Raw genomic sequence first — 24,149 nt, forward strand, 5'->3', positions numbered from 1 at the left:
CTATTTCTGCAATTGTTTTAAAAATTCCTGTACTATTTTAAAATCATCAAAGTCCGTCCTCACACCTTTGATTTCTTGGTAGGTTTCGTGACCCTTTCCTGCAATGAGGATGATATCGTTTGGTTGCGCCATTTGACAGGCTGTTTTAATGGCCTGTTTTCTATCTACAATCGAAACAGTTTTCTTGAAATTTTGAGGCTCCACACCTTTTTCGATATCCTCTATGATTGCTTCAGGGACTTCGCTACGTGGATTATCACTGGTGAAAATGACTTTCGTGCTCAATGCAGAAGCAATGTGACCCATTTTAGGACGTTTCGTCTTGTCTCTGTCACCACCACAGCCAACAACCGTTATCAACTCTTCATTTTTGGTGCGAATGCTATTGATGGTCTCCAATACATTTTGTAATGCATCAGGGGTATGGGCATAATCTACAATTGCCGTAATTTTTTCATCAGAAATCAAATATTGAAAGCGACCGCTGACACTTTCCAATTCGCTTATCAATCGAAGGTTTTCAACTTTCTCCAATCCGAGCAAATCAGCTGTAGCGTAAATAGCCAAAATGTTGTAGGCATTGAAATTGCCCACCAATCGCGTCCAAACCTCGCTATCATTAACTTTCAACAACAAACCTCCAAATTGATTCTCGAGAATTTGCGCCTTGAAATCAGCATAGGTTTTTAAAGCATAAGTGAATTTTCGAGCTCTTGTATTTTGAAGCATTACCAAACCATTCTTATCATCAATATTGACCAATGCAAATGCCTCTTTCGGAAGATTGTCAAAAAACAATTTTTTCACATCGCGATATTCGGCGAATGAATTATGATAATCCAAATGGTCGTGAGAAAGGTTGGTGAAAATACCTCCTTCAAATCGCAACCCTTCGGTTCTATGTTGATGGATACCGTGAGAACTCACTTCCATAAAGCAATACTCGACGCCTTCATCATTCATCAAACTCAAATATTTGTTTATTGTGAGTGAATCTGGTGTGGTGTGAGTAGCTTTAAACTCTTGGTTATCAACCAAAATTTTTACTGTTGACAGCAAACCAACCTTGAAACCAGCTTTTTTAAACAATTGATATAGTAAGGTGGCAACCGTTGTTTTTCCATTGGTACCAGTAACTCCTACTAGTTTTAAATTTTCGGAAGGGTTTTTGTAAAAATTGGAAGCCATAAATGCCAAAGCTTTGCTGGCACTTTCAACTTCTATATAAGTGATACCATTTTGAAGATTTGCAGGAAGCGTTTCACACACAATCGCCACAGCCCCTTTATCTATGGCTGAATCTATAAATTGGTGACCATCAGAAAGTGTACCTTTGATAGCCACAAACACATCATCTTTGGACACATTGCGTGAATCAAAATCAATAGCGTTGACTTGCACACTCGTGCTGCCAACAACCGCATTGATGGTGACTTTATATAATATGTCTTTTAATTCTGTCATTAAATATTAAGGATGACTGTTTGATTTTTTTGAACTTTGGTTCCTTTATTAATCGATTGTTTTTTGATGATTCCCACACCTTCCACTTTCACTTTTAAACCCATATTTTCCAACAAGGAAAGCGCATCCATAGTTGGCATACCGATTACATCTGGCATAATTGTTTTATAGGTTTGAGCCACGTCATAGTAGTTTTCAAAATCTTTTTTGACGATGGAATTCTTGAAATCCAAAGTTTTCACTTCATCTGTAATAGGTGTATCAGTAAATATCTTTTGAGCAATCGCTTTAAAAACTGGCCCAGAAACATCAGCACCATAATATCCTTTTTTGGTACTTGGCTTGTGAATCACCACAATGCAAGAATATTTTGGATTTTCCGAAGGGAAATAGCCTGCGAAAGACGAGATGTACTTTCTGTTTTCTTGCCAATCTGGTAACCAATATTCTGTTCTTGCAGTTCCTGTTTTGCCAGACATTGAAAATGTGGGCGAATAGAGACTTTTACCAGTTCCTCTTATAACAATGTTCTTAAGAACTGTTTGCAATTTTTTGATAGTCTCGTCAGAACATATCTTCTTTTCAATGACTTTGGTGTCGACCTTCTCAATGGTCTTGTCAAATTCCTTGACTTCCCTTAAAAAGTGAGGTTTTACCATCTCACCGTCATTGGCAATGGCATTGTAAAAAGAAAGCGTTTGCAAAGGTGTCAAACTCAAATTGTAACCATAAGCCATTGAAGGAAGTGCATTTCTACTCCACTTTGAATGACCAGGTTGATAAATTTCAGGTTGGCCTTCACCAAGAATCGCCAATCCAAGTCGCTCATTCAAATGCCAACTCTTCAGCCTGTCAATAAATTTATTAGGTTGTTTAGAATAGACCTCATCAATCATAGTTGCAAAGCCTACATTGGAAGAAACTTCCAAAGCTCTTGCTATCGAAATTTTTCCGTTGCCGTGTGAATCCGTTATTGACCGACCATAGAAACGTTTGGATCCGTTGCCTGTATCAACTACATATGAGGTGTCTATTAATTTATCTTCCAAAGCAGCAGCAAGAGCCATTAATTTAAAAGTCGAACCAGGTTCGTGCGATTCGCCAACAGCATAATTCAGTTTTTCATAATAAAACCCATCTTTTGTCTTTCCTAGATTTGAAATAGCTCTAATTTCTCCTGTTTTTACTTCCATAACCACAACACAACCGTGCTCGGCCTCATAAAACTCCAACTGCTTCAAAAGAGCGTGGTGCGCTATATCCTGTATGTTGACATCAATAGTTGTATAAATATCATAGCCATCCTTTGGCTCCACTTCGTTGTAATCTGCTATAGGCTTCCACTGGCCTTGTCCAATTTTTTGTTTCCAGCGATGACCATCAACACCTCGTAAATATTTACTGCCAAATGCACCATCGATACCAGCACGCGTGACGGTGCCATCATCTGAAAATCGCTCGTATCCAATACTACGTTGTGCGATGCCACCCATCGGATGCTCACGCTTGGTGGTTTGTTCTACAATTAATCCACCTTTAAAAGCACCTAACTTCAATAGAGGAAAATTTCTGATCCTTGTATAATCTGTATAACTAATGTTTCGCGCCACCAGAAAATACCTGTTCTTATTGGCTCTTGCTTTTCGCAATTCATTTTGATAGTAGATCGAAGGTTTTCCACTATATTTTGAAAGTGAATCACTTAAAGGTTTTACGTATGTTTCAAATGTGGTTGTTGTAGGCGTTAAAGCATCGAAACGTATATCGTACTTCGGGATTGACGTCGCGAGCAAACTGCCATCTACGGCATATACATTGCCTCTATTGGCGGGTATCACTACATTTTTAATAGTTCGTTCTTCGGCCAACTCTCTATATTTGTCACCTTGCACAAACTGAATATTGAATAGCTTGAATGCCACAGCAATTGCAAAAACGAACATAATGCTCGCTACAACATACAATCGGTTCAATATGCTTTTTTCGGTGACTGCCACTTACTTCAATTTTTTTCTGATGTTACTTTTATCTTTTTCGGTGGAATCACAGATGGCGCAATTCCTTTTTCTGACATTTTATTTACGAGAGCTGACTCCATTTTAAGCTTCATCAATTTCGAACGACCATCTACAAAGAGTGAACGCCATTCTTTAACCTCGTTATTCAATCGTGCGATGTCGTGTACTTTTTTGTCTGCACTATGCGAGCTCGCAATCATAATGATGGCCAAAAAAGAAATGAAAAGGATGATTCTCCAATTTTTGAACGAATCATCGCTGATTAAAAACTTCCCTTTCAATATGCTGTATAAGCTCTGTTTCATAGTTTTTCTGCAATTCTCAACTTGGCGCTTCGAGCTCTATTGTTCTCTTTTATTTCTTCTTTTGATGGCACTACCAGTCCATTGACTTTTTGAAATGGAACTTCATAATTTCCAAACACATCTCGTTCCGGTTCACCTTCAAACATTCCGTTTCTGATGAAGCGTTTAACCAATCGATCTTCTAAAGAGTGATAAGAGATGAAACTTAAGCGTCCACCTTTCTTCAATAGTTCGGGAGTTTGCAACAACAGTTCTTTTAAAACTTCAATTTCCTGATTCACCTCGATACGAATGGCTTGATAAATTTGAGCCAACACCTTATGTTCATTTTTATGCTTAACAAACTTTTTCAAGACATTTTTCAATTGCTCGCTAGTCTTGATTTCTGTTTTACTTCTTTCCTCAACAATTACTCTTGCCATCGCTGGAGCTTGACGTAATTCGCCATACTGCAACAATACATTTTTGATTTGCTCCTCCTCATAATTATTGATGACATGATATGCCGAAAGCTGACTATCTTGATTCATTCTCATATCCAATTCCGCCTCAAATCGAGTAGAAAAACCGCGTTCACCAACATCAAATTGATGAGACGACACACCAAAATCAGCCAAAATTCCATCTACCTCCTTCACACCATAAAACCTCAAAAACCGTTTGATATATCTAAAGTTTTCATTTATCAATGTGAAGCGTTCGTCATCGATTTTATTTAAAAGAGCGTCCTTATCCTGATCAAAGGCGTACAGCTTACCGTTCGGACCCAATCGTCTTAAAATTTCACGACTGTGGCCACCACCACCAAAAGTCACATCTACATAAACACCATCTGGTTTTACATCCAAACCATCAACCGTTTCTGTAAGTAAAACTGCATTATGATATATCATTGTCATCATCTTGTCCCATGACTTCTTCTGCTAAATCAGCAAAATCTCCTGTGGCATCATCAATGGCTTGTTCGTATTTATCCTTATCCCAAATCTCAATAATGTTGATGGCCGAAGACACTACAATATCCTTTGCGATATCAGCAAACGCCACCAAATCTTTAGGAATCAACAATCGCCCTGTAGCATCAACCTCAACCACTTTGACTCCAGCGGTAAAACGTCTGATGAAATCATTGTTTTTCTTCTTGAACCTATTGAGTTTATTGACCTTTTGCATTAAGGCCTCCCATTCTGTCATTGGATACAATTCCAAACACGGTTGAAACACCGCTCGCTTTAACACAAATCCATCTTGAAGCACAGGCAACAGCTGCTTTTTGATGGCAGAAGGGAGCATAAGCCTTCCCTTGGCATCTACTTTGCATTCGTATGTTCCTATTAATGAGCTCAAAATGATTGATTTGTAATTGTAACGACTAGATTTCAAATATATTGAAAATATTACCACTTTTTACCACATTCTACCACTTTTGTTCATAAGTTTTTAATTTGAAGTATCTTTCAAACCGAAAATGGCAATTTTAAAATACCTATAAAATTGACAATCAATTAGTTAAAATAAGTGTGGAAAAATGGTAGATTATTGTCGAAAACTATTCTGGAGACATTCATTGTAAGATGATTGAAAATAAAATTATATTTCTACGAAATACCTATATTTGTTCTTTGGAAATAGACTAACCAGTTGATGAGATACCGTTTAAAAAAAGAAAAAAACTACAGCTATATTGAAGAAGGCGAAGGACAACCAATCATTGTACTTCATGGGTTGATGGGAGGCTTGAGTAACTTTGATGCTGTTTTGCATTACTTTGGCGGAAAAGGCTATAAAGTCATTATTCCAGAACTACCGATATACACAATGTCATTGTTAAAAACCAATGTGAGGAGTTTTGCAAAATATCTTCACGACTTCATCGCCTATAAAGGTCTGGACAATGTGATTCTGCTTGGTAATTCGCTTGGAGGTCATATTGGTTTATACCACACGAAATTATACCCTGCAAAAGTAAAGGCATTAGTTATCACTGGAAGTTCCGGTTTGTATGAAAGCGCAATGGGTGGCGGCTATACAAAACGTGGTGATTATGAGGTGATCAAGAAGAAAGCGCAAGATGTTTTTTATGATCCTGCCGTTGCAACAAAAGAAATCGTTGATGAAGTTTACGAAACTGTCAATGACCGTAATAAGCTGATCAAAACACTCGCCATTGCAAAGAGCGCCATTCGACACAATATGGCGAAAGATCTACCAAATATGAATCTTCCAGTTTGCATAATTTGGGGAAAAAACGATACAGTCACACCTCCGGATGTCGCTGAAGAATTTCACGAACTACTACCTGATTCTGAACTGTTTTGGATTGATAAATGTGGACACGCTGCTATGATGGAGCATCCTGAAGAATTCAATAAAATTTTAGATGAATGGTTTCAGAAAAGGAAACTATAACGTTGAAATTGAAGTTGAAGCTGAAGTTGAAAGGAGTTTGAATTATTATTTTCAACTAAAGATTGTAATCTGAATACATAAAAAATGTTGATTAAAACTGCAGAGTTTGTAATGAGCAATTCTGATGTTGCTAAATGTCCGAAAGACCAATTGCCTGAATATGCATTTATCGGACGAAGCAATGTTGGAAAATCTTCTCTTATCAATATGCTGACCAACCATAAAAATTTGGCCAAAACCTCTGGACGTCCTGGGAAAACACAGCTAATCAATCATTTTTTGATTAATAAAAATTGGTTTTTGGTAGACTTACCAGGCTATGGTTATGCCAAAGTCTCCAAATCTGCGAAGAAAAAATTTCAGAAGCTCATTACTGATTATTTTGAAAAACGTCAACAGCTTGTGAATGCATTTGTATTAGTTGACATTCGTCACGAGCCACAGAAAATAGATTTGGAATTTATGGAGTATCTAGGTGTTAGCGAAATTCCATTCTCCATCATTTTCACAAAAGCGGACAAATTGAAACCCAAAGCCATTGAACGCAATGTTAAAGCTTATACTGATGAATTATTGAAAACTTGGGAGGAAACACCAGCATATTTTATAACCTCATCAACTTCATCTGCAGGTCGTGATGAAGTGCTTCAAAGCATTGATGACATCAACAAAGAAATCAATTCCTTAAAACAAAACTAACCCTTCACATCCAAGGCATCTCTCAATGCGTTGCCAATCAGCATAAAGGACATTACCAATAGCATAATGCAAATCCCTGGAATCAGTGCCAAGTAAGGTTTACCAAGGATGATGTAATTATAATGGTCTTTGATCATTGCGCCCCAACTTGCCATAGGAGGCTGCGCTCCAATTCCAAGGAAACTTAAACCACTTTCCACCAATATGGCAGCTGCAAAATTGGCCGCGCAAATAACAATGACAGGTGCCATAATATTTGGCAGAATATGTTTAGATATAATCCTGAAATCAGTAAAACCTAAAGCTCTGGCTGCTGTTACATACTGCATTTCTTTGACACTGATGATTTGTCCTCTAACCACTCTTGCCACTTCCACCCACATTGTTAAACCTACAGCAATAAATACTTGCCAAAACCCCTTACCCAAAGCAAGTGTAATTGCTATTACCAATAAAAGTGTTGGGATAGACCACGTGACGTTGATAATCCACATAATAACGGCATCAATTTTTCCACCAAAATAACCAGCCAAACTTCCCATAAAAACGCCTATAATCAATGAGATAAAGACTGCAACAAATCCTATGAAAAAGGAAATCCGTGCTCCAATCAAAATTCTACTTAAATAATCTCGACCATATTTATCTGTGCCAAATAAAAATGTTCTCTCCTTGATGTAATCTTGAAATTTTCCATTTGGAAAACTTGATAATGCCAACTGCTTGGTTACTCCTTCCAGCCCGTCAGAGGCATATTCTGTATAGATTAACTCCTCATTTTGAATACTATAAGTCGTAATAGGGATTTCAGTATCTGTATTTTTTATTCCGAAGAAAATTCTTGAAAAAAGCGTTTGATTATTTTCCAATTGAGAAGGAATTGTCAGCATTTTCACCTTAAACCCAGGTTTTTTGGAATGAATGGACAAATGCATCTGATTGGCATTTTGAGAGTCATCTGGCGCCAAAACATAGGCAAAAATTGAAACCAGACCAATAATGACAATAAGCCAAAAACTCAAAACGCCCCAAAGGTTCTTTTTGAACTTTTGGAGCGCTAGATAAGATAGTGAGCCACTAGTTTTGCTCATTTATTGTTTTGTATTTGTGGCAACTTTTGTTTTAACAGGATAAGACATTTTTAAATCGTGCAATACATTTAATGCTTCTTCAATATAAACGTCTTGACTCAAGCTTTTGTGCCAACGATCTCGTTTTTCTTTCAAAATCGTGTCAACGCTCATTTGCTTCATCTCGTATGGTAACGATTTAAATGTCAAATTTGTTTTATAGTCCGACAACTTTTCAAAACGTTTTGCCTCTTCTTCGTTCAATTTGATTTGAGCTTTGTAATCATCATAGTTAAGAGAATAACTTTCCTTATCTCTGATTTTCTTAACCCATTGCGCATTTTGATCAATTAATTGCAATTGCTCATTATTTGCCATTCTATCTTTACTTTTTTGAATGGCAGCATCATAATCATAATAATTTTCAAATACCGTGTACGGTACAGCTTCTATTTTATCCCAAGGTAATGGATTTTCTTGATCCTTTTCACCAACATTGATGTAACTGTATCTGTCCGGAACGATCACATCACTCTTAACACCTTCCAACTGCGTAGAACCTCCATTGATTCGGTAGAATTTTTGAGTTGTGAATTTCAATGCTCCCATATCGCCATTGGTGTTGTTTCGCACCATTCGGTTTAGATCCAGCACATTTTGAACAGTACCTTTTCCATAAGTTTGCTTACTTCCGATCACAATTGCTCGTTTGTAGTCTTGCATCGCAGCAGCCAAAATCTCTGAAGCAGATGCTGATAACTCATTCACCAGAATCACCAGAGGACCATCCCAAACAATAGATCTGTCTTTATCTGACAACACTTCCCTTTCTTCACCAGCTGATTTTACTTGAACAATTGGACCATCTTTAATAAAAAGTCCACCCATATCAACCACGGTTTGTAACGAACCACCGCCATTATTTCTCAAATCGAGTACTAAACCTTCCATACCTTGCTCTTTAAGACGCTCAATTTCAAGTTTGAGGTCGGAAGCTGCGTTGCGCTTGTTATAATCTTCAAAATCAACGTAGAATTTCGGTAAATTGATTACTCCAAAGGTTTTGCCATCTTTTACAACAGTTGAAGATTTTGCATAAGTTTCTTCCAATTCGACAACATCTCTTGTTATTGTCAAATCTTCAATCGTTCCATCTACTTTTTTGATTGTCAAAATAACATTAGTTCCTTTTGGACCTTTGATAAGTTTAACCGCATCATCAAGACGCATACCAACCACATTGACAGCTGGCTCGTCACTATCTTGTTTTACTTTAAGGATTTGATCACCAACTTCCAATTCATTTTGTCTCCAAGCAGGTCCACCACTGATAATTTCGTTAATCGTGATAACATCCATTTTTTTCTGAAGTCTTGCACCAATTCCTTCAAAATTTCCAGACATTGCTACATCAAAACGATCTTTTTCCTCTGGTGCAAAATAGAACGTATGCGGATCAAACTCTTCTACAATAGCATTAATATATACTGAAAACCAATCTTTTCTTTGTCTATCATCGATAAACTCATAAAGCTCATCCAAAGACTTGAGTGTTGATGCTCTGGCTTCTTTTTCTAGTTCTGTAAGTGACTTTTTGACGGTAGATTTCTCAACATTTTTATTCTCTTCGATTGTTTCGAAATCAACATTACTAACATCCTTTAAGTTCTGTTTGTTAGCATAAGTATTTTCCTGTTGCGAAATCAAATCATCGTAATTCGCAATTGTAGAAAATTTTAACTGTTGTCTCCAACGGTTTTTCATATCTTTTTTAGAATTCACGTAACCTAAATTCTCATAATCTGTAGAAAACTCTTCTTTTATATCAAAGTTGAAAGGCTCGGAAAGCACTTCTTTGTAGATGGCTTTTGATTCTTCAACACGTTTCAACAAGCGCTGATGTGTCAAATTGAAAAACGAAATATCATATGCCTTAATTTGATCATCCAATTTATCTTGATAAGCCTTGAATTCATCAATATCCGATTGATAGAAATAGCGTTTGAACGGATCTAACTGATCTAGATAATTATTGAAAACGTGTTCCGAAAAATCATCGTTGATGTCTTTAGGTGTAAAATGTCCTTGCTCGAGAACATAGGTTATCAATTGAATGAGCAATTTATCTTTATCAGGATCTTCAAATTTCTTTGTTGTAAAGCTGCAAGATGCAAATGCCATCAACAAAATCAATAACAACAGTTTATAATTCCTTTTCATTGTATTCATCTGTTCTTTTTTATTCGTTTTTCATTGGTAAGATGTCTGTCAAAATTCAGCTGAAATAGCACTTTTATTATCTTCAACAGACAGTTCACATATTTGGGTAAAATTCTATTTAAAAACCTTCAAATTAATCTTCAATATATTAAGATTGAAATCGATAATTTTCACTAAAGTAAAAGAAAAAACCGTGCCAATAAAAACTGTGGCTACTAATTTTTTGTTAAAGCTAACAATATAGGTATTTCAATCGTATTTTACGTATTTTAGTGCCGTTAAAAAATTAAGAAATGTCTAAAAAACCACTTATTTTAGTAACAAACGATGACGGCATAACTGCGCCAGGCGTCAGAGCCTTGATTGATGTCATGAAAGAGCTGGGAGACGTGGTGGTTGTGGCTCCTGACAGTCCTCAAAGCGGAATGGGACACGCCATTACCATCAATTCAACACTTTTTGTTGAAAAAGTAACTGTGGACAAAGGCGAGCAAGAAGAATATAGTTGCTCTGGCACACCTGCCGACTGTGTTAAACTAGCCGTCAAACAAATTTTAAAAAGACGACCAGATTTATGTGTTTCTGGCATCAACCACGGCTCCAATTCTTCCATCAATGTCATTTATTCTGGAACAATGAGTGCTGCGCTTGAAGCCGGAATTGAAGGCATTCCTGCAATTGGTTTCTCACTTTTGGATTACAACTGGAACGCCAATTTTGAACATTCAAAACCATTTGTAAAAGATATAGTTCAAAATGCATTAAAAAATGGTATTCCAAACGGCGTTGTATTGAATGTGAACATTCCTAACCTTGATCAAAAAGATATTAAGGGCATCAAAGTTTGTAGGCAAGCAAAAGCAAATTGGGAAGAGGAATTTGACAAACGTAAAAATCCGCAGGGCAGAGATTATTACTGGCTGACTGGAAAATTTGTGAATTTAGATAACGGTGAAGATACCGATGAATGGGCTTTGGAAAAAGGATATGTTTCAGTTGTACCAGTGCAATTTGACCTTACAGCGCATCACGCTATGCAACATTTAAACAGTTGGAAATTGAATGATTAGAAAAGAAGTTCTCATAGGATTTGTAGTCGGCATAATTGCCAATGCAGTTGGTCTATTACTTGCCATTTTTATTTTTGGAAATGGCGATGGCATTGAAACCACCATCAAACAATCGATCGCTCAAGGATTTTTCACCAAGCTTGTAAGTATTGGAGCGGTTATGAACTTGATAGCATTTTTCTTATTTATAAAACTAAAACGCGATTACAGAGCCAGAGGCGTAATTTTGGCAACAGTCTTGATTGCCATTGTGACGTTTTTGGTTAATTTTATCTAAATTGGATTCTACACCCTATAAATGAAATATTACATCATCGCTGGCGAAGCCTCTGGAGACTTACACGGTTCCAACCTAATGAAAGCACTCATCAAGCAAGATGTGGATGCTCAATTTAGATTTTGGGGTGGCGATTTGATGAAAAAAGTAAGCGACAATATCGCCAAGCATTACAAAGAACTGGCATTTATGGGTTTTGCTGAAGTGGTTATGAACTTAAGAACTATTTCGAAGAATTTAGCTTTCTGTAAATCTGATATTGAAAATTTTCAACCTGACGTTATTATTTTTATTGACTATTCTGGTTTCAATCTGCGCATTGCTAAATGGGCCAGAGAAAAAGGTTATAGAACCAATTATTATGTATCTCCGCAAGTTTGGGCTTCAAGAGCAGGACGAGTGAAATCCATAAAACGCGACATCGATTCGATGTATGTGATTTTACCGTTTGAAAAAGAATTCTATGAATCTCAACACGATTATAAAGTCAATTTTGTAGGCCATCCTTTGATAGACGCCATTGCAAATAGAGCCCAAGTTGATGAATACAATTTTAGAGCCACACACGGCTTGGATGACAGACCTATTATTGCGTTATTGCCAGGAAGTCGCAAACAAGAAATCACAAAAATGCTCTCTGTAATGTTGAGCATTGTCAATCACTATCCCGATTATCAATTTGTGATTGCTGGCGCTCCCAGCCAAGAGCGCAGTTTTTATGATAGCTTTATAAAGAATACCAATGTTTCCTTCGTGGATAATGAAACTTATGATTTATTGAGCATTTCAACAGCCGCGTTGGTTACTTCTGGAACAGCAACATTGGAAACTGCCTTATTTAAAGTGCCACAAGTTGTGTGTTACAAAGGTGGATGGTTATCATATCAAATAGCTAAACGAATCATTACTCTCAAATATATTTCTTTGGTAAATTTGATTATGGACAAGGAAGTGGTGACCGAATTGATTCAAAATGATTTCAATTCCAAACGTCTCAAAAAAGAATTGGATCTTATCTTGACCAAAGAAAAAAGAGAACAATTGTTTATGGATTATTTTGAACTAGAGAAAAAACTTGGCGGACAAGGTGCGAGCGAGAATGCTGCAAAACTTATTTTTAATTCCCTGAAAGATTAACCTATTTTATGAAGAAGATTGCTTTAATTTTATGTCTAATTTGTTCATTTTACAGCTGTAAATCAACAAAGCATTCTAAAAAATCATCAAGAAATACTACAACAGTTTCAACCAAATCTCCTGGAGCAGTCATTGATAATGATACTAGACGAAGCACTACGGAGATTCCAAATATCAGTGAACCGAACAGCAGAAATGTCAACTTCAAAGTTGCAGAAAACATCATAGATTACGCTATGAAGTTTGAAGGTGTACGCTACAAATATGGCGGAACGGACAGAAAAGGAATGGATTGCTCCGGATTGGTCACAACTGCTTTCAGTAGCGAAGGCATTTCACTTCCACGATCCAGCAGCCAAATTGCACTTTCTGGCGATTGGATAGATCTAAAACTCGTTCAACCAGGGGACCTGATGTTTTTTGCAACCAATGGGAAAAACAGAAACATAACTCACGTAGCCCTCGTTACGCACGTCAATGATGGTCAGGTAGAGTTTATTCATTCCACAACCAAAGCTGGTGTTATCGTTTCATCACTGGCTGACCGCTACTGGTACTTTGCATTTGTGCAGGCGCGAAGGGTTCTATGAAACTGCTTAATTTTGCTATTATCAAGTTCACCATTTGCTTGATTGTAGGAATCTCGATAGCTTACTTTTTCACAGTTTCTTTAGATTTTAGCATTTACGCTACTATTTGTCTATCAGTTATTCTTTTAATTATATATCTGATAGACAAACGAACACTCAAAAAAACTATTTGGTTTGGAATGGTATCATTCCTATTGATGATTTGTGTTGGAATCCTCACTTACAATCTTCACGACCAAAGACAATTTGCTGACCATTATACCAAAATAATATCAACCGAAACCAATTCTTCCTCAACCATTACTTTAGAAGTTCGGGAGGTTCTGAAGCCAACAGCTTATCATCATAAATATATTGTCGACGTATTAAAAGTTGACAATCAATCTGTGTCAGGAAAGCTTCTATTAAATGTTCAAAAAGACTCCTTATCCAATCCTTTAAAAGTCGACGAGGTATTGATAACTACGAATGCACTTCAAAACATTAATTCACCTTTAAATCCCTATCAATTCAATTACAGAGAATATCTGGAAAGACAATATGTATATCATCAGGTTTATGCTGATGAGGCCTCACTTCTTAAGGCGACTTCAAACACAGAATCAATATTTGGTTATGCCGAAAATATCAGACATAAGGTGACTCGAAAACTGACAGAGAACAATTTTAAAAAGGATGAGCTTGCCATTATTGAATCGCTGCTGCTCGGTAAAAGAAAAGACATTTCACCAGACAGGTACAACAACTATGTGAATGCTGGTGTCATTCATATTTTGGCAGTATCTGGTCTTCACGTTGGAATTATAATGTACATTTTGTTTTGGATATTTGCGCCTATCGGATGGTTAAAGAATGGCAATTATTTCAAAATGGCTCTCGTCGTAATTCTATTGTGGTGCTTTGCAATTATCGCTGGTTTGTCGCCTTCTGTGACTCGAGCAGTTACAATGTTTACGTTTGTCGCCATCGCAAGAAATTTAAAAAAGCCAACAAACATATTTAATACTTTGGCATCGTCAATGTTTATTTTGTTATTATTCAAACCGATGTTTTTGTTTGAAGTAGGGTTTCAATTGAGTTATGCAGCGGTTCTTTCAATTGTAATAATTCAGCCTTTGATACAAAAATTGTGGACTCCGAAAAATAAAGCCCTGAAATATCTCTGGACATTGATTTGTGTGACAACTGCAGCACAAATAGGTGTTGCGCCAATCAGTTTATTTTATTTTCATCAGTTTCCAGGACTGTTTTTTATATCAAATTTGGTGATTTTACCATTTTTAGGGTTTGTTTTGGCGTTCGGAATCGTTGTGATTATTTTGGCTCTAATCGATTTTCTACCTTATTGGATTGCCAAATTTTACGAAACGGTCATTTGGGCGATGAACACATTTGTAGATTGGGTAGCACATCAAGAGCGTTTTATATTTAAAGATGTTTCATTTAGCATTGTAACTCTCGTAGCTTCTTATGTTTTGATTCTTGGGATCATTCATTTTTTAAAGAACCCAAATTACCATCGATTGATGACAACTCTATGCTTTATTTTGATGTTGCAAGGAGTTTTTATTTATGAGAAATATCAAAATCAAACAGATGAATTCGTCATTTTTCATAAAAGCAGAAAAACGATTATTGGCAACAAAACCAATTCGTACGTCGAAATTTCATCAAACTTGGACAGTGCATCATTATCAAAAGAAAATAGTATTAAAAGTTACAAAGTAGGGAACAACATTTCTAAAGTCAAGATTTCTGAACTACAGTCTATATATGAGTTTGAAAATAAAAAACTCTTGGTGATTGACAGCTTTGCGGTTTACAATGTCAAATCATTCATGCCTGATTATGTACTACTTTGTAATTCGCCAAAAATAAATTTAGACCGATTGATTGATTCGCTACAGCCAAAAACTATTGTGGCAGATGGCAGCAATTACAAAACGTATATTGAAAATTGGAAGTCAACCTGTGTAAAACGAAAAGTCCCTTTCCATAGCACTTATGAAATGGGAGCTTTTATATTGAGTAATTGAAGGTTTATCCTTTAAAAACAGGAACAAACGCAGAATAATATGTGTTAAAATCCTCCTGTGTTTTCATATCTTTATGCTTATCATCCTTGAACATTTTTAGATATAATTCCAATTGTTGAGGGTTTTGATAACCTCTTAAAGGAAAGATCACTTCTGATTTTTCATCGAAAAATACGATAGTGGGATAAGCGCTCACACCTAATTTCCTTGTCAGGTCGTGAACACTATTTCTACGGTTTGCCATTTCAGCTTTGTAACCAGGATTTGAGTAGGTTACGTCTTTGTATTTTACAACATCATTACCTTCGGCATCAAATTTAACAGCGTAATAATTATCATTCACATACTTCACCACATCGGGGTTGTGAAATGTATTTTTATCCAACATTTTACAAGGACCACACCAACTCGTGTAAACGTCCATCATTATTTTTTTAGGTTTCTTCTTTTGAAGCGCCAATGCTTCTTCAAGCGTCACCCATTTTATTTCTTGAGCTATGGCACTCCCAGCAGACATAAGTACCAAAGCAATAATCATCGTCAATTTTTTCATTTTTGTATTTTTAATCTTCAGTTTAGAAGCAAAAGTTATTCCGAACTTACAAAAAATGCTCCAAAAAGGAGCATTTTGTCTTTATTTTAACGGTATTTTCCGATTAGCGAACACCGTGCATTAGTTTCTTAATAACTGGTTGGAACACAATTGCTATAACTCCTACCGCAACCGAAACAATGGTCAACATCCAAAAGAAATAGCTAACTCCATTTTCATTCGCAATTTTATCAATATTCTCACCGAATTTACCAGCACCTTTCATACCAATAGCAACTGCCAAATACCACACACCAAACATAAATGCAATCATTCTGGCAGGCACCAATTTGCTCACATAAGACAAGCCTACTGGCGATATGCAAAGTTCTCCCATCGTATGGAAGAGGTAAACTAAAATTAACCATATCATACTTACAGAAGCTGTTTGCGCTCCAGGCTCGATACCTCCAGCACCAAAAGCCACGCACGCCATTCCGAGTGCCAATAAGAACATTCCGATTCCATATTTCATATTTGCGGATGGATTGTACTTACTCTCCCACCATTTTGAAAATAAAGGAGCTAATGTTATTATGAAAAGTGAATTCAATGTTGAAAACCACGAAGCAGGCACTTCAGGATTCTCATCAGAAAACTGATCATTCAACATCCAAATGGCAACTCCCCAAACAATCACAAAACTGAATGCTAGAACAATATTGGCTATCGCATATTTTTTAAAGGTTTGTTTGAAAAGGAGATATAAAACCCAGGTAATGATGGCAAGTGGAATAATGGTCATACAGGCATTGACAACCTTAAAAATTGTCCCTGAAGTACCATCTAAAACTCTATCTGTATAATCGCGAGCGAAAATGGTCAATGTTCCAGGTGATTGTTCAAAAATTGCCCAGAAGAAGATTGTAAGGAAAGCAAAGAATGATACTGCTATCAGTTTTTCTTGTGTAATTTTCGAATATTGGGTTAATCTATAGATCAATAATATCACAAATAAAACCAAGGCTGTGAGGATTGCAATATTGTTACCATTTTCACCCAAAAAGGCGAGCATATTGAAACTACCATCTGAAATAAGCGTTGCAGGCTCGTTGATAATCCAAACAACACCCAAAATAACACAAAGTGCAATCACTACTAGTTGCCAAGGAGCAAATGGATTTCTTTTGTCTTTATCTAACGCTTCAATGGAATTCTCATCTGCTTTATTTGGTTTCAAACCAATGTTCCCAAAGATGTTTTGGGATAACCAGAATTGGACCAGCCCAAAAAACATAAAAATTCCTGCCAGTCCAAAGCCTAAACTCCATCCGACCTTTTCACCCAAATAACCACAAAGCAAAATTCCGAAGAAAGCACCGGCATTTACACCCATATAAAAAATGGTATAGGCGCCATCTTTCTTTTCAGGTCTGTGCTGATACATCTCTGAAATAATGGAGGTCATATTAGGTTTAAAAAAACCATTACCAAAAACTAACAATGCAAGACCTAAATAAATAGACCAAGGTGTCTCAATAGCCATAGAACCGTGGCCTAGTGTCATTAAGAGCGCACCTACCAAAACCGCATATCTGTAACCGATAATTTTATCTGCAAAATAGCCTCCAAGCATCGTTGACAAATAGACAAGTCCCACGTAAGAGCCGAATAATGACATAGCGTGTTCACGAGGCCACTCCCAACCACCACCAAGTATCGACGTGGTAAGGAATAACACCAAAAGTGCACGCATTCCATAAAATGAAAAACGTTCCCACATTTCGGTAAAGAACAAAACAAATAAACCTGACGGATGACCTAGAACTTTTGATTTAAAAAACTGGTCTGTTGAATTTTCGATCATATTAGTAAACTGGTTAATTTAGAATATAATAATCAATAAAGTAAATTAAATTAAGCTTTATCATCAGCTAATTCAAACCCTTCGGTCAATTCATCATCGACCATATCGCGTTCATTGTCTTCAGCGCCATGAGTGAGCTTTTCTAATTTCTTTCTGAACACCATTACCAAGACACCAAAAAGTACACAGAAAACTGCTATACCTGTAAAAATCGTATATTCTCCAAGACTTTCAGAAGCCTCTCCCAATAAACCTGCAAGTTTATTACCGAATCCCGTCATTGCAAAATATACTCCCATCATCAAAGACGCGTATTTCAATGGAGCGAGTTTTGTAATGTAAGATAAGGCAACAGGCGAAATACACAATTCTCCTACTGTATGAAACAGATAAGCTAATACCAACCAATACATTGCTGAACCACCTTCACTTCCTACAACAGGTCCATTTGCGTTGTACTGTGCAGCTGCAGCCGTCATAAAGAAAAATCCTGTACCCATAATAATGAGACCGATAATCATCTTGAATAATGAAGTGGAAACTTTTCCTTTTAATTTTCGACTTGCCCAATAAGCAGCTACAGCCGTTCCTAAAAATATAATGAACATAGCATTTAGTGACTGGAACCATGTGGCAGGAACCTCCCAGCCCATTAGCATTCTGTTCGTTTTTTCAGATGCATAAATATTCATCAAACCACCCGCTTGCTCAAAAGCTCCCCAAAATACAATCACCAGTAAAAATGAAATAAACAAAACGACTACTCTATCTTTCTCAACCTTATTCAACGGTCGTTTCATGGCTGCCTTTTCTTCTTCATTTTCAGATTGATTTGTATTATTTCCAACATATTTTAAATGTTTCTGACCAAGTAAATACTGAATTAAACCAAGTGTCATACCGATAGCAGCCAGTCCGAATCCATAATGCCATCCATGTACTTCACCTACATAACCAACAATCAAACTAGATAAAAAGGCTCCAACATTAATTCCAATATAAAAAATTGTAAATCCTTTGTCTCTTCTGATGTCACCTTGTTTGTACAATCCGCCAACCATGGTTGAAATATTTGGTTTTAGCATTCCGACACCTGCGATAATGAGTCCAAGTCCTGTATAAAATGCCCACATCTCTTCAATAGACAAAACACCGTGACCAGCAACGAGCAAAATTCCTCCATAGAGGACAGATTTCTTTTGTCCTAAAAATTTATCTGCAATCCATCCGCCTGGTATAGAAGCAACATAAACTAACATTGTATACCAGCCATAAAGTGCGAGAGCTTCGCCATTAGTCCATCCAAGCCCTGGGTTTGAAGATTGAGTTTCTGCTACTAGATAAAGAACAAGGATTGCACGCATTCCATAATATGAAAAACGCTCCCACATTTCAGTAAAAAACAAAACGAACAATCCCACTGGATGTCCGAACAATTCCTTTTGCTTCATCGGTGTTGATACAGCTGCCATAAATACATCAATTTATTATAGTTAGAGTAAAGTAAGTATCGATTAAACGAAATTATGATTAAATATTCCATAAAATCTCGCCAAGTTTACTAAAAATAAAGCAAAAACACTAACTATTGATAGTTAAATACGCAATGTTGAAATTTGTAATTTCATATTTAAACCAAGATAGTATCTTTGTATTTATATATAAAAATCGATGAGTAAACCAATTGCTGGCTTTTCAAAGCTATCCAAATCAGAAAAAATTGATTGGATTGCAACCACTTATTTTCAAGATGCTGAAAATGCAAAATCCATTCTGAAAAGTTATTGGAATGATGACGAAAAACTTCAGCAATTGCACGATGAATTTATCGAAAACACCATCTCCAATTTTTATCTGCCTTTTGGAATTGCCCCAAACTTCGATATCAACGGAAAACTTTACACCATCCCGATGGCGATTGAAGAAAGTTCCGTTGTGGCTGCGGCCAGTAAATCTGCAAAGTTTTGGCTCGATAGAGGTGGCTTTAAGGCTGAAGTAATTTCTACAACTAAAATTGGTCAAGTTCACTTCATATTTGATGGTGATTCTGAAAAAATTGAACAGTTTTTTGAACAAACCAAATCGAAATTTTTTGCTCAAACAGAATCGCTGACTGCCAATATGCAAAAACGTGGCGGTGGCATTTTGGATATCAAGTTGGTTGACAAAACCAAGGATTTGAAAGGTTATTATCAGTTGCACGCCACCTTCGAAACGCAAAATGCAATGGGAGCTAATTTCATCAATTCCTGCCTTGAGCAATTTGCCTCCACATTGCAAACCGAAGCAAAATATTATGATGGATTATCAGAATCCGAAAAAAACATCCAAGTTGTGATGAGCATTCTGTCCAATTATGTTCCGGATTGTTTGGTAAAGGCTGAAGTTTCTTGTAAGGTTGAAAATCTAAAAGATAACGACATTAAAAATCCGCAAGAGTTTGCTGAAAAGTTTGTTCAGGCAGTTCGCATCGCCGAGATAGAGCCTTATCGTGCCGTCACACATAATAAAGGAATTATGAACGGAATTGACGCTGTTGTTTTGGCGACAGGTAATGACTTTAGAGCCGTGGAAGCTGGTGTTCATGCGTATGCTTCAAAAAATGGCACCTATTCCAGTTTAACACACGCATCCATCAATAATGGTGTGTTTAAATTCTGGATGGAAATTCCATTGGCACTTGGAACCGTTGGTGGATTGACGAGCTTGCATCCTTTGGCTAAACTGTCATTGGAACTGTTGCAGAAACCAAGTGCAAAAGAATTGATGCAGATTGTTGCAGTCGCAGGACTGGCGCAAAATTTTGCTGCTTTGCGCTCATTGACGACTACAGGAATTCAGGAAGGTCATATGAAAATGCATTTGATGAATATCTTGAATCAATTGGATGCTACCAATGATGAAAAATCCAAAATGATTGAACATTTTAAGAGCAACACTATTTCACATCACGCTGTGGAAGAAGCGTTGAGGGATTTACGATTAGCGATTGATAATTGATGATTATTGATTAAAGATTTACGATTGAATACAAAATCAAATACCTATTGTCCAATACTTAATTCCTAATTCCAAATGCCTGAAACCTTTTACAGCAACGGAAAACTTTTGATTACAGGTGAGTACTTGGTGCTGGATGGTGCATTGTCATTGGCTTTGCCAACAAAATTCGGCCAATCTCTTGCCGTAGAAAAAACATCAGGAAATTCTTTAGTTTGGAACAGCTTCGATGATAAAAATCAATCTTGGTTTCACGCAGAAGTTTCAATTGGCGAACATATTGACATTATTACAACTTCCGATAAAGAAATTTGCAATCAACTATTAAAAACTCTTCGAGTTACAAGAAGTCTAAATCCATCTTTCTTGTTGAATTATGAAGGTTTTGACGTAAAAACACATCTCGATTTCCCTAGGCAATGGGGTTTGGGAACTTCCTCAACACTCATCAACAACATTGCAAATTGGTCCAAAATTGATGCCTACGAACTATTGGAAAAAACGTTTGGTGGAAGTGGTTATGATATTGCTTGTGCGCAACATAATCATCCGATTTTGTATCAACGCATCGATGGCAAACCAATTGTTACAGAAGTAAGTTTTAAACCGAATTTCAAAGATCAGATTTTCTTTGTCTATTTGAATAAAAAGCAAAATAGTCGAGAGGCGATTGCTAATTATCGCAAAAAAGCTTCCAATTTATCCAATGAATTTTTGGAAATAAATGATATCACGAAAAAGATGGTTAATTGCCAAGACTTGACGGATTTTCAATTGCTTATGAATAATCACGAACACATACTATCAAAAATTCTTCGACAGCAACCCATCAAGGAAAGATTGTTCAGCGATTTTGATGGTAGCATTAAAAGTCTCGGCGCTTGGGGAGGTGATTTTGTGATGGCAGCGTCAGAGGAAAATCCTGTAGAATATTTTCAACAGAAAGGCTTTTCGACCATATTACCGTACTCTGAATTGATTCTATAAAAAAAAGCGACCTTAAGGCCGCTTTTCATATGATACTGAAAATCAATTATCGTCGTTTTCGGTTTTTTCCTTTATTTTGGTTTCACCGTCTTCTTCCTTGATTTTCACTTCCTTGTTTTCAGTTTCCATTTTGATTTTGGTTTCATCACCATCCCGTTTTTCTTTAACAGTGGCACCTTCATCCTTCATTTCCTCCATCACTCTTTCTTTCTCGGTCTGTTCTCTACAAGAAGTAATCGACATCGAGAATAGCAACGCCATAAATGACATAAAAATTGCTTTTTTCATAATGATTAAGTTTTTAAGTTTTTAAGTTTTTAAGTTTTATCAAAACTATTGATGATTGACCGATTTTTTTAGCCGAAATCAATAATTTAGTAGCTCATTTAACTTATTCATTACCTTTTCAGTAGATGGAATCATCGTCTGCTCCAAAGTTGAATTCAAAGGAATGGCTGGCATATTTTCACTTCCAATGGTCATCACAGGCGCATCAAGAAATTGAAAACATTCTTCCTGAATCTTCCCTGCTAAAGCCCTTGCAAAACTATTGTTTGAAGGTTCTTCTGTCACGACCAAACATTTTCCAGTTTTCTTGACGGATTTCATAATGGTGTCTTCATCCAACGGATACAAAGTACGTAAATCGATGATTTCAATTTGGTCGCGCATATCCATTTCGCCAGAGGCATTATAAGCCCAATGGACACCCATTCCGTAAGTAACGATAGTAACTGTTTCCTTTTCTTCTTGTTTCCAGATTTCTTGCAATACCCAAGCTTTTCCGAAAGGCAACACATAATCATCGGAAGGCTCCACAGACGTTGCGCCTTGTGTCCCTTTCACTTTGGACCAATATAAACCTTTGTGCTCCAAAATAACAACCGGATTTGGGTCATAATACGCCGCTTTCATCAAGCCTTTTAGGTCAGCACCATTGCTCGGATAAGCGATTTTGATGCCTCTGATGTTTGTCAACACACTCTCAACCGATGATGAATGGTACGGACCACCACTACCATAAGCGCCAATCGGAACACGCAAAATCATACTCACAGGCCATTTTCCGTTGGAAAGATAGCAACTGCGACTGACTTCCGTGAACAACTGATTCAGTCCTGGCCATATATAATCAGCAAACTGCACCTCAACAATCGGCTTTAAACCAACGGCACTCATTCCTGCAGTCGAACCTACAATAAATGCCTCTTGAATAGGTGTATTGAACACCCGATTATCTCCAAATTTTTGTGCCAGAGTAGCAGCCTCACGAAAAACTCCGCCCAATCGTCCACCGACATCCTGACCATATAACAAGCATTCAGGATGTTTTGCCATCAACTCTTCCACCGCAAACAGCGCACAGTCCACCATCACAACCTTTTCTGCAACTTTTGGTGAGCGTTCGCCTCTTTCCTCAACAATGTCATTGGGTGCAAAGTCGTGCGTAAATAAATCTTCAGGTTTTGGGTCTTCGGCTTTTTTTGCTTTCTCGAAATCGTCTTGAACGTTCTTTTTAGCTAATTTTTCAATATCATTTATCTCATTCTCATTAAATCCATTGTCGAGCAATTGCTGTTTCAAAACGGGATAAGGGTCGCGAGAACGCGCTTCGTCCAAATCATCACGATACCATTCCATCCGCACACCAGAGGTATGATGATTCAACAACGGAACTTTTGCGTGCACCAAAAATGGTCGACGCTCCTTCCGGATGGTTGCAATCACTTTTTCAATAGCTTGATAACTCTCTATAAAGTTGGCACCATCAATGGAAATGGCTTCAAGTCCGTTGAATCCTTTTGCATATTCATAAGCATTTTGGGCACGAGTTTCCTTGGCATTGGCAGAAATATCCCAACCATTATCCTGCACTAAATATAAAATCGGCATCTGTTTCAATGCAGCCATTTGAAATGCCTCTGCAATCTCACCTTCAGTCACGGATGCATCTCCCAACGAACAAACCACAAGCGGTTTCTCCTTCAATTTTTTATCATCAAGACCTTGCAATTCTTTGTATTGCATTCCCATCGCTGCACCAGTGGCTGGAATAGCCTGCATACCAGTAGCAGAAGATTGATGTGGAATTTTAGGCTTATCGTCATCTCTCAAACTTGGATGCGAATAATACGTGCGTCCGCCAGAAAATGGGTCGTCGCGTTTCGCTAGCAACTGAAGCATCAAATCATAAGGTTTCATTCCGAAAGCCAGTAGCATCGCATCATCGCGATAGTACGGATAGGCAAAATCTTGCGGTAATAATTGTAATCCAACCGCAGTCTGTATCACTTCGTGCCCGCGAGAGGTTGCGTGCACATATTTTGAAACTTCCTTAAAATTTGCCTCGTACAGTTCCGCCATCGCTTTTGCTGTACAGAGGTTGGTAAATCCTTTTTTGAGAATATCTTTGGTTAACTTATTCATTTATATCTTTTTGGGCGTTCGGGCGGGCTTTCCGCTATATC

The 24,149-nt window shown here is 37.1% G+C and carries 21 protein-coding genes; 9 read left to right on the plus strand and 12 right to left on the minus strand.

The annotated features are described in order from the left end of the window. The 5 genes from M0G43_RS06745 to mraZ are packed head-to-tail and all read right to left on the minus strand — an operon-like array spanning position 1 to position 5,134. On the minus strand, positions 1–1,464 hold the full coding sequence (locus M0G43_RS06745) for a UDP-N-acetylmuramoyl-L-alanyl-D-glutamate--2,6-diaminopimelate ligase (protein WP_248024601.1): 1,464 nt from the start codon (positions 1,462–1,464) through the stop codon (positions 1–3). Next, complete coding sequence (locus M0G43_RS06750) at positions 1,464–3,407, minus strand: penicillin-binding protein (RefSeq protein ID WP_248024799.1); 1,944 nt, start codon at positions 3,405–3,407, stop codon at positions 1,464–1,466. The genes M0G43_RS06745 and M0G43_RS06750 overlap by 1 nt, the downstream gene beginning before the upstream one ends. Positions 3,408–3,466: 59 nt before the next feature. Beyond that, on the minus strand, positions 3,467–3,787 hold the full coding sequence (locus M0G43_RS06755) for an FtsL-like putative cell division protein (RefSeq protein ID WP_248024602.1): 321 nt from the start codon (positions 3,785–3,787) through the stop codon (positions 3,467–3,469). Next, on the minus strand, positions 3,784–4,680 hold the full coding sequence (rsmH, locus tag M0G43_RS06760) for a 16S rRNA (cytosine(1402)-N(4))-methyltransferase RsmH (RefSeq protein WP_248024603.1): 897 nt from the start codon (positions 4,678–4,680) through the stop codon (positions 3,784–3,786). Before rsmH ends, M0G43_RS06755 begins: the two co-directional genes overlap by 4 nt. After that, complete coding sequence (mraZ, locus tag M0G43_RS06765; RefSeq protein WP_248024604.1) at positions 4,667–5,134, minus strand: division/cell wall cluster transcriptional repressor MraZ; 468 nt, start codon at positions 5,132–5,134, stop codon at positions 4,667–4,669. The genes rsmH and mraZ overlap by 14 nt, the downstream gene beginning before the upstream one ends. 297 nt (positions 5,135–5,431) lie before the next feature. On the opposite strand from mraZ, the gene M0G43_RS06770 reads away from it, so the two are divergent. After that, positions 5,432–6,196 carry an alpha/beta fold hydrolase gene (locus M0G43_RS06770; RefSeq protein ID WP_248024605.1) on the plus strand — a complete coding sequence of 255 codons (765 nt, stop codon included), beginning with the start codon at positions 5,432–5,434 and terminating at the stop codon, positions 6,194–6,196. A gap of 84 nt (positions 6,197–6,280) precedes the next feature. Continuing rightward, the gene (gene yihA / locus M0G43_RS06775) at positions 6,281–6,895 is read left to right on the plus strand and encodes a ribosome biogenesis GTP-binding protein YihA/YsxC (RefSeq protein WP_248024606.1); all 615 of its coding nucleotides are present in this window, start codon (positions 6,281–6,283) and stop codon (positions 6,893–6,895) included. On the opposite strand, the gene M0G43_RS06780 is transcribed toward yihA, so the two are convergent. Beyond that, on the minus strand, positions 6,892–7,986 hold the full coding sequence (locus M0G43_RS06780) for an ABC transporter permease (protein ID WP_248024607.1): 1,095 nt from the start codon (positions 7,984–7,986) through the stop codon (positions 6,892–6,894). The genes yihA and M0G43_RS06780 overlap by 4 nt on opposite strands. Further along, on the minus strand, positions 7,987–10,185 hold the full coding sequence (locus M0G43_RS06785) for a carboxy terminal-processing peptidase (RefSeq protein ID WP_248024800.1): 2,199 nt from the start codon (positions 10,183–10,185) through the stop codon (positions 7,987–7,989). It lies immediately after the preceding gene. Positions 10,186–10,478: 293 nt separating this feature from the next. On the opposite strand from M0G43_RS06785, the gene surE reads away from it, so the two are divergent. Genes surE through M0G43_RS06810 form a run of 5 tightly spaced genes read left to right on the plus strand, consistent with a single transcriptional unit; the run spans position 10,479 to position 15,295 of the window. Beyond that, positions 10,479–11,255, plus strand: a complete 777-nt coding sequence (gene surE / locus M0G43_RS06790) for a 5'/3'-nucleotidase SurE (RefSeq protein ID WP_248024608.1) — start codon at positions 10,479–10,481, stop codon at positions 11,253–11,255. After that, complete coding sequence (locus tag M0G43_RS06795; RefSeq protein WP_248024610.1) at positions 11,248–11,532, plus strand: hypothetical protein; 285 nt, start codon at positions 11,248–11,250, stop codon at positions 11,530–11,532. The genes surE and M0G43_RS06795 overlap by 8 nt, the downstream gene beginning before the upstream one ends. Before the next feature lie 21 nt (positions 11,533–11,553). Beyond that, complete coding sequence (gene lpxB / locus M0G43_RS06800; RefSeq protein ID WP_248024612.1) at positions 11,554–12,669, plus strand: lipid-A-disaccharide synthase; 1,116 nt, start codon at positions 11,554–11,556, stop codon at positions 12,667–12,669. An 8-nt stretch (positions 12,670–12,677) separates the two neighbouring features. Beyond that, positions 12,678–13,259 (plus strand): C40 family peptidase, encoded by a 582-nt coding sequence (locus tag M0G43_RS06805; protein WP_248024614.1) that lies wholly within the window; start codon positions 12,678–12,680, stop codon positions 13,257–13,259. After that, a complete protein-coding gene (locus M0G43_RS06810; RefSeq protein ID WP_248024615.1) occupies positions 13,256–15,295 on the plus strand; it encodes a ComEC/Rec2 family competence protein in 2,040 nt (679 codons plus the stop codon). Before M0G43_RS06805 ends, M0G43_RS06810 begins: the two co-directional genes overlap by 4 nt. Before the next feature lie 4 nt (positions 15,296–15,299). Here M0G43_RS06810 and M0G43_RS06815 read toward each other — a convergent pair whose 3' ends face one another. From M0G43_RS06815 to M0G43_RS06825, 3 genes are all read right to left on the minus strand, one after another. Further along, positions 15,300–15,848 (minus strand): thioredoxin family protein, encoded by a 549-nt coding sequence (locus M0G43_RS06815; RefSeq protein ID WP_248024616.1) that lies wholly within the window; start codon positions 15,846–15,848, stop codon positions 15,300–15,302. Between the two features lie 103 nt (positions 15,849–15,951). After that, positions 15,952–17,694, minus strand: a complete 1,743-nt coding sequence (locus tag M0G43_RS06820; protein WP_248024617.1) for a peptide MFS transporter — start codon at positions 17,692–17,694, stop codon at positions 15,952–15,954. A gap of 50 nt (positions 17,695–17,744) precedes the next feature. Next, the gene (locus M0G43_RS06825) at positions 17,745–19,166 is read right to left on the minus strand and encodes a peptide MFS transporter (RefSeq protein ID WP_248024618.1); all 1,422 of its coding nucleotides are present in this window, start codon (positions 19,164–19,166) and stop codon (positions 17,745–17,747) included. A gap of 199 nt (positions 19,167–19,365) precedes the next feature. Between M0G43_RS06825 and M0G43_RS06830 the strand changes: the two genes are divergently transcribed. Both M0G43_RS06830 and M0G43_RS06835 read left to right on the plus strand, forming a co-directional pair. Further along, entirely contained in the window at positions 19,366–20,694 is a 1,329-nt protein-coding gene (locus M0G43_RS06830; protein WP_248024619.1) for a hydroxymethylglutaryl-CoA reductase, degradative, read from the plus strand. Between the two features lie 75 nt (positions 20,695–20,769). Next, positions 20,770–21,681 carry a GYDIA family GHMP kinase gene (locus tag M0G43_RS06835; protein ID WP_248024620.1) on the plus strand — a complete coding sequence of 304 codons (912 nt, stop codon included), beginning with the start codon at positions 20,770–20,772 and terminating at the stop codon, positions 21,679–21,681. Positions 21,682–21,723: 42 nt separating this feature from the next. Here the strand turns inward: M0G43_RS06835 and M0G43_RS06840 are convergent, their stop codons facing one another. Beyond that, entirely contained in the window at positions 21,724–21,969 is a 246-nt protein-coding gene (locus tag M0G43_RS06840) for a hypothetical protein (RefSeq protein WP_248024621.1), read from the minus strand. 78 nt (positions 21,970–22,047) lie between these two features. Next, the gene (locus tag M0G43_RS06845) at positions 22,048–24,108 is read right to left on the minus strand and encodes a thiamine pyrophosphate-dependent enzyme (protein ID WP_248024622.1); all 2,061 of its coding nucleotides are present in this window, start codon (positions 24,106–24,108) and stop codon (positions 22,048–22,050) included. Between the last annotated feature and the right edge of the window lie 41 nt (positions 24,109–24,149).

This window comes from Subsaxibacter sp. CAU 1640, from assembly GCF_023156585.1.
In the GTDB taxonomy this organism is placed as follows: domain Bacteria; phylum Bacteroidota; class Bacteroidia; order Flavobacteriales; family Flavobacteriaceae; genus JBPOFM01.

What these genes read in the sequence shown, in the direction of transcription:
- yihA (WP_248024606.1), top strand. Translation starts at nt 6,281, where the DNA reads ATGTTGATTAAAACTGCAGAGTTTGTAATGAGCAATTCTGATGTTGCT.
- M0G43_RS06815 (WP_248024616.1), bottom strand. Translation starts at nt 15,848, where the DNA reads ATGAAAAAATTGACGATGATTATTGCTTTGGTACTTATGTCTGCTGGG.
- M0G43_RS06820 (WP_248024617.1), bottom strand. Translation starts at nt 17,694, where the DNA reads ATGATCGAAAATTCAACAGACCAGTTTTTTAAATCAAAAGTTCTAGGT.
- M0G43_RS06810 (WP_248024615.1), top strand. Translation starts at nt 13,256, where the DNA reads ATGAAACTGCTTAATTTTGCTATTATCAAGTTCACCATTTGCTTGATT.
- M0G43_RS06755 (WP_248024602.1), bottom strand. Translation starts at nt 3,787, where the DNA reads ATGAAACAGAGCTTATACAGCATATTGAAAGGGAAGTTTTTAATCAGC.
- M0G43_RS06750 (WP_248024799.1), bottom strand. Translation starts at nt 3,407, where the DNA reads ATGTTCGTTTTTGCAATTGCTGTGGCATTCAAGCTATTCAATATTCAG.
- M0G43_RS06745 (WP_248024601.1), bottom strand. Translation starts at nt 1,464, where the DNA reads ATGACAGAATTAAAAGACATATTATATAAAGTCACCATCAATGCGGTT.
- M0G43_RS06780 (WP_248024607.1), bottom strand. Translation starts at nt 7,986, where the DNA reads ATGAGCAAAACTAGTGGCTCACTATCTTATCTAGCGCTCCAAAAGTTC.
- M0G43_RS06805 (WP_248024614.1), top strand. Translation starts at nt 12,678, where the DNA reads ATGAAGAAGATTGCTTTAATTTTATGTCTAATTTGTTCATTTTACAGC.
- M0G43_RS06835 (WP_248024620.1), top strand. Translation starts at nt 20,770, where the DNA reads ATGCCTGAAACCTTTTACAGCAACGGAAAACTTTTGATTACAGGTGAG.
- M0G43_RS06770 (WP_248024605.1), top strand. Translation starts at nt 5,432, where the DNA reads ATGAGATACCGTTTAAAAAAAGAAAAAAACTACAGCTATATTGAAGAA.
- lpxB (WP_248024612.1), top strand. Translation starts at nt 11,554, where the DNA reads ATGAAATATTACATCATCGCTGGCGAAGCCTCTGGAGACTTACACGGT.
- surE (WP_248024608.1), top strand. Translation starts at nt 10,479, where the DNA reads ATGTCTAAAAAACCACTTATTTTAGTAACAAACGATGACGGCATAACT.
- M0G43_RS06825 (WP_248024618.1), bottom strand. Translation starts at nt 19,166, where the DNA reads ATGGCAGCTGTATCAACACCGATGAAGCAAAAGGAATTGTTCGGACAT.
- M0G43_RS06795 (WP_248024610.1), top strand. Translation starts at nt 11,248, where the DNA reads ATGATTAGAAAAGAAGTTCTCATAGGATTTGTAGTCGGCATAATTGCC.
- M0G43_RS06845 (WP_248024622.1), bottom strand. Translation starts at nt 24,108, where the DNA reads ATGAATAAGTTAACCAAAGATATTCTCAAAAAAGGATTTACCAACCTC.
- M0G43_RS06840 (WP_248024621.1), bottom strand. Translation starts at nt 21,969, where the DNA reads ATGAAAAAAGCAATTTTTATGTCATTTATGGCGTTGCTATTCTCGATG.
- M0G43_RS06785 (WP_248024800.1), bottom strand. Translation starts at nt 10,185, where the DNA reads ATGAAAAGGAATTATAAACTGTTGTTATTGATTTTGTTGATGGCATTT.
- rsmH (WP_248024603.1), bottom strand. Translation starts at nt 4,680, where the DNA reads ATGATATATCATAATGCAGTTTTACTTACAGAAACGGTTGATGGTTTG.
- M0G43_RS06830 (WP_248024619.1), top strand. Translation starts at nt 19,366, where the DNA reads ATGAGTAAACCAATTGCTGGCTTTTCAAAGCTATCCAAATCAGAAAAA.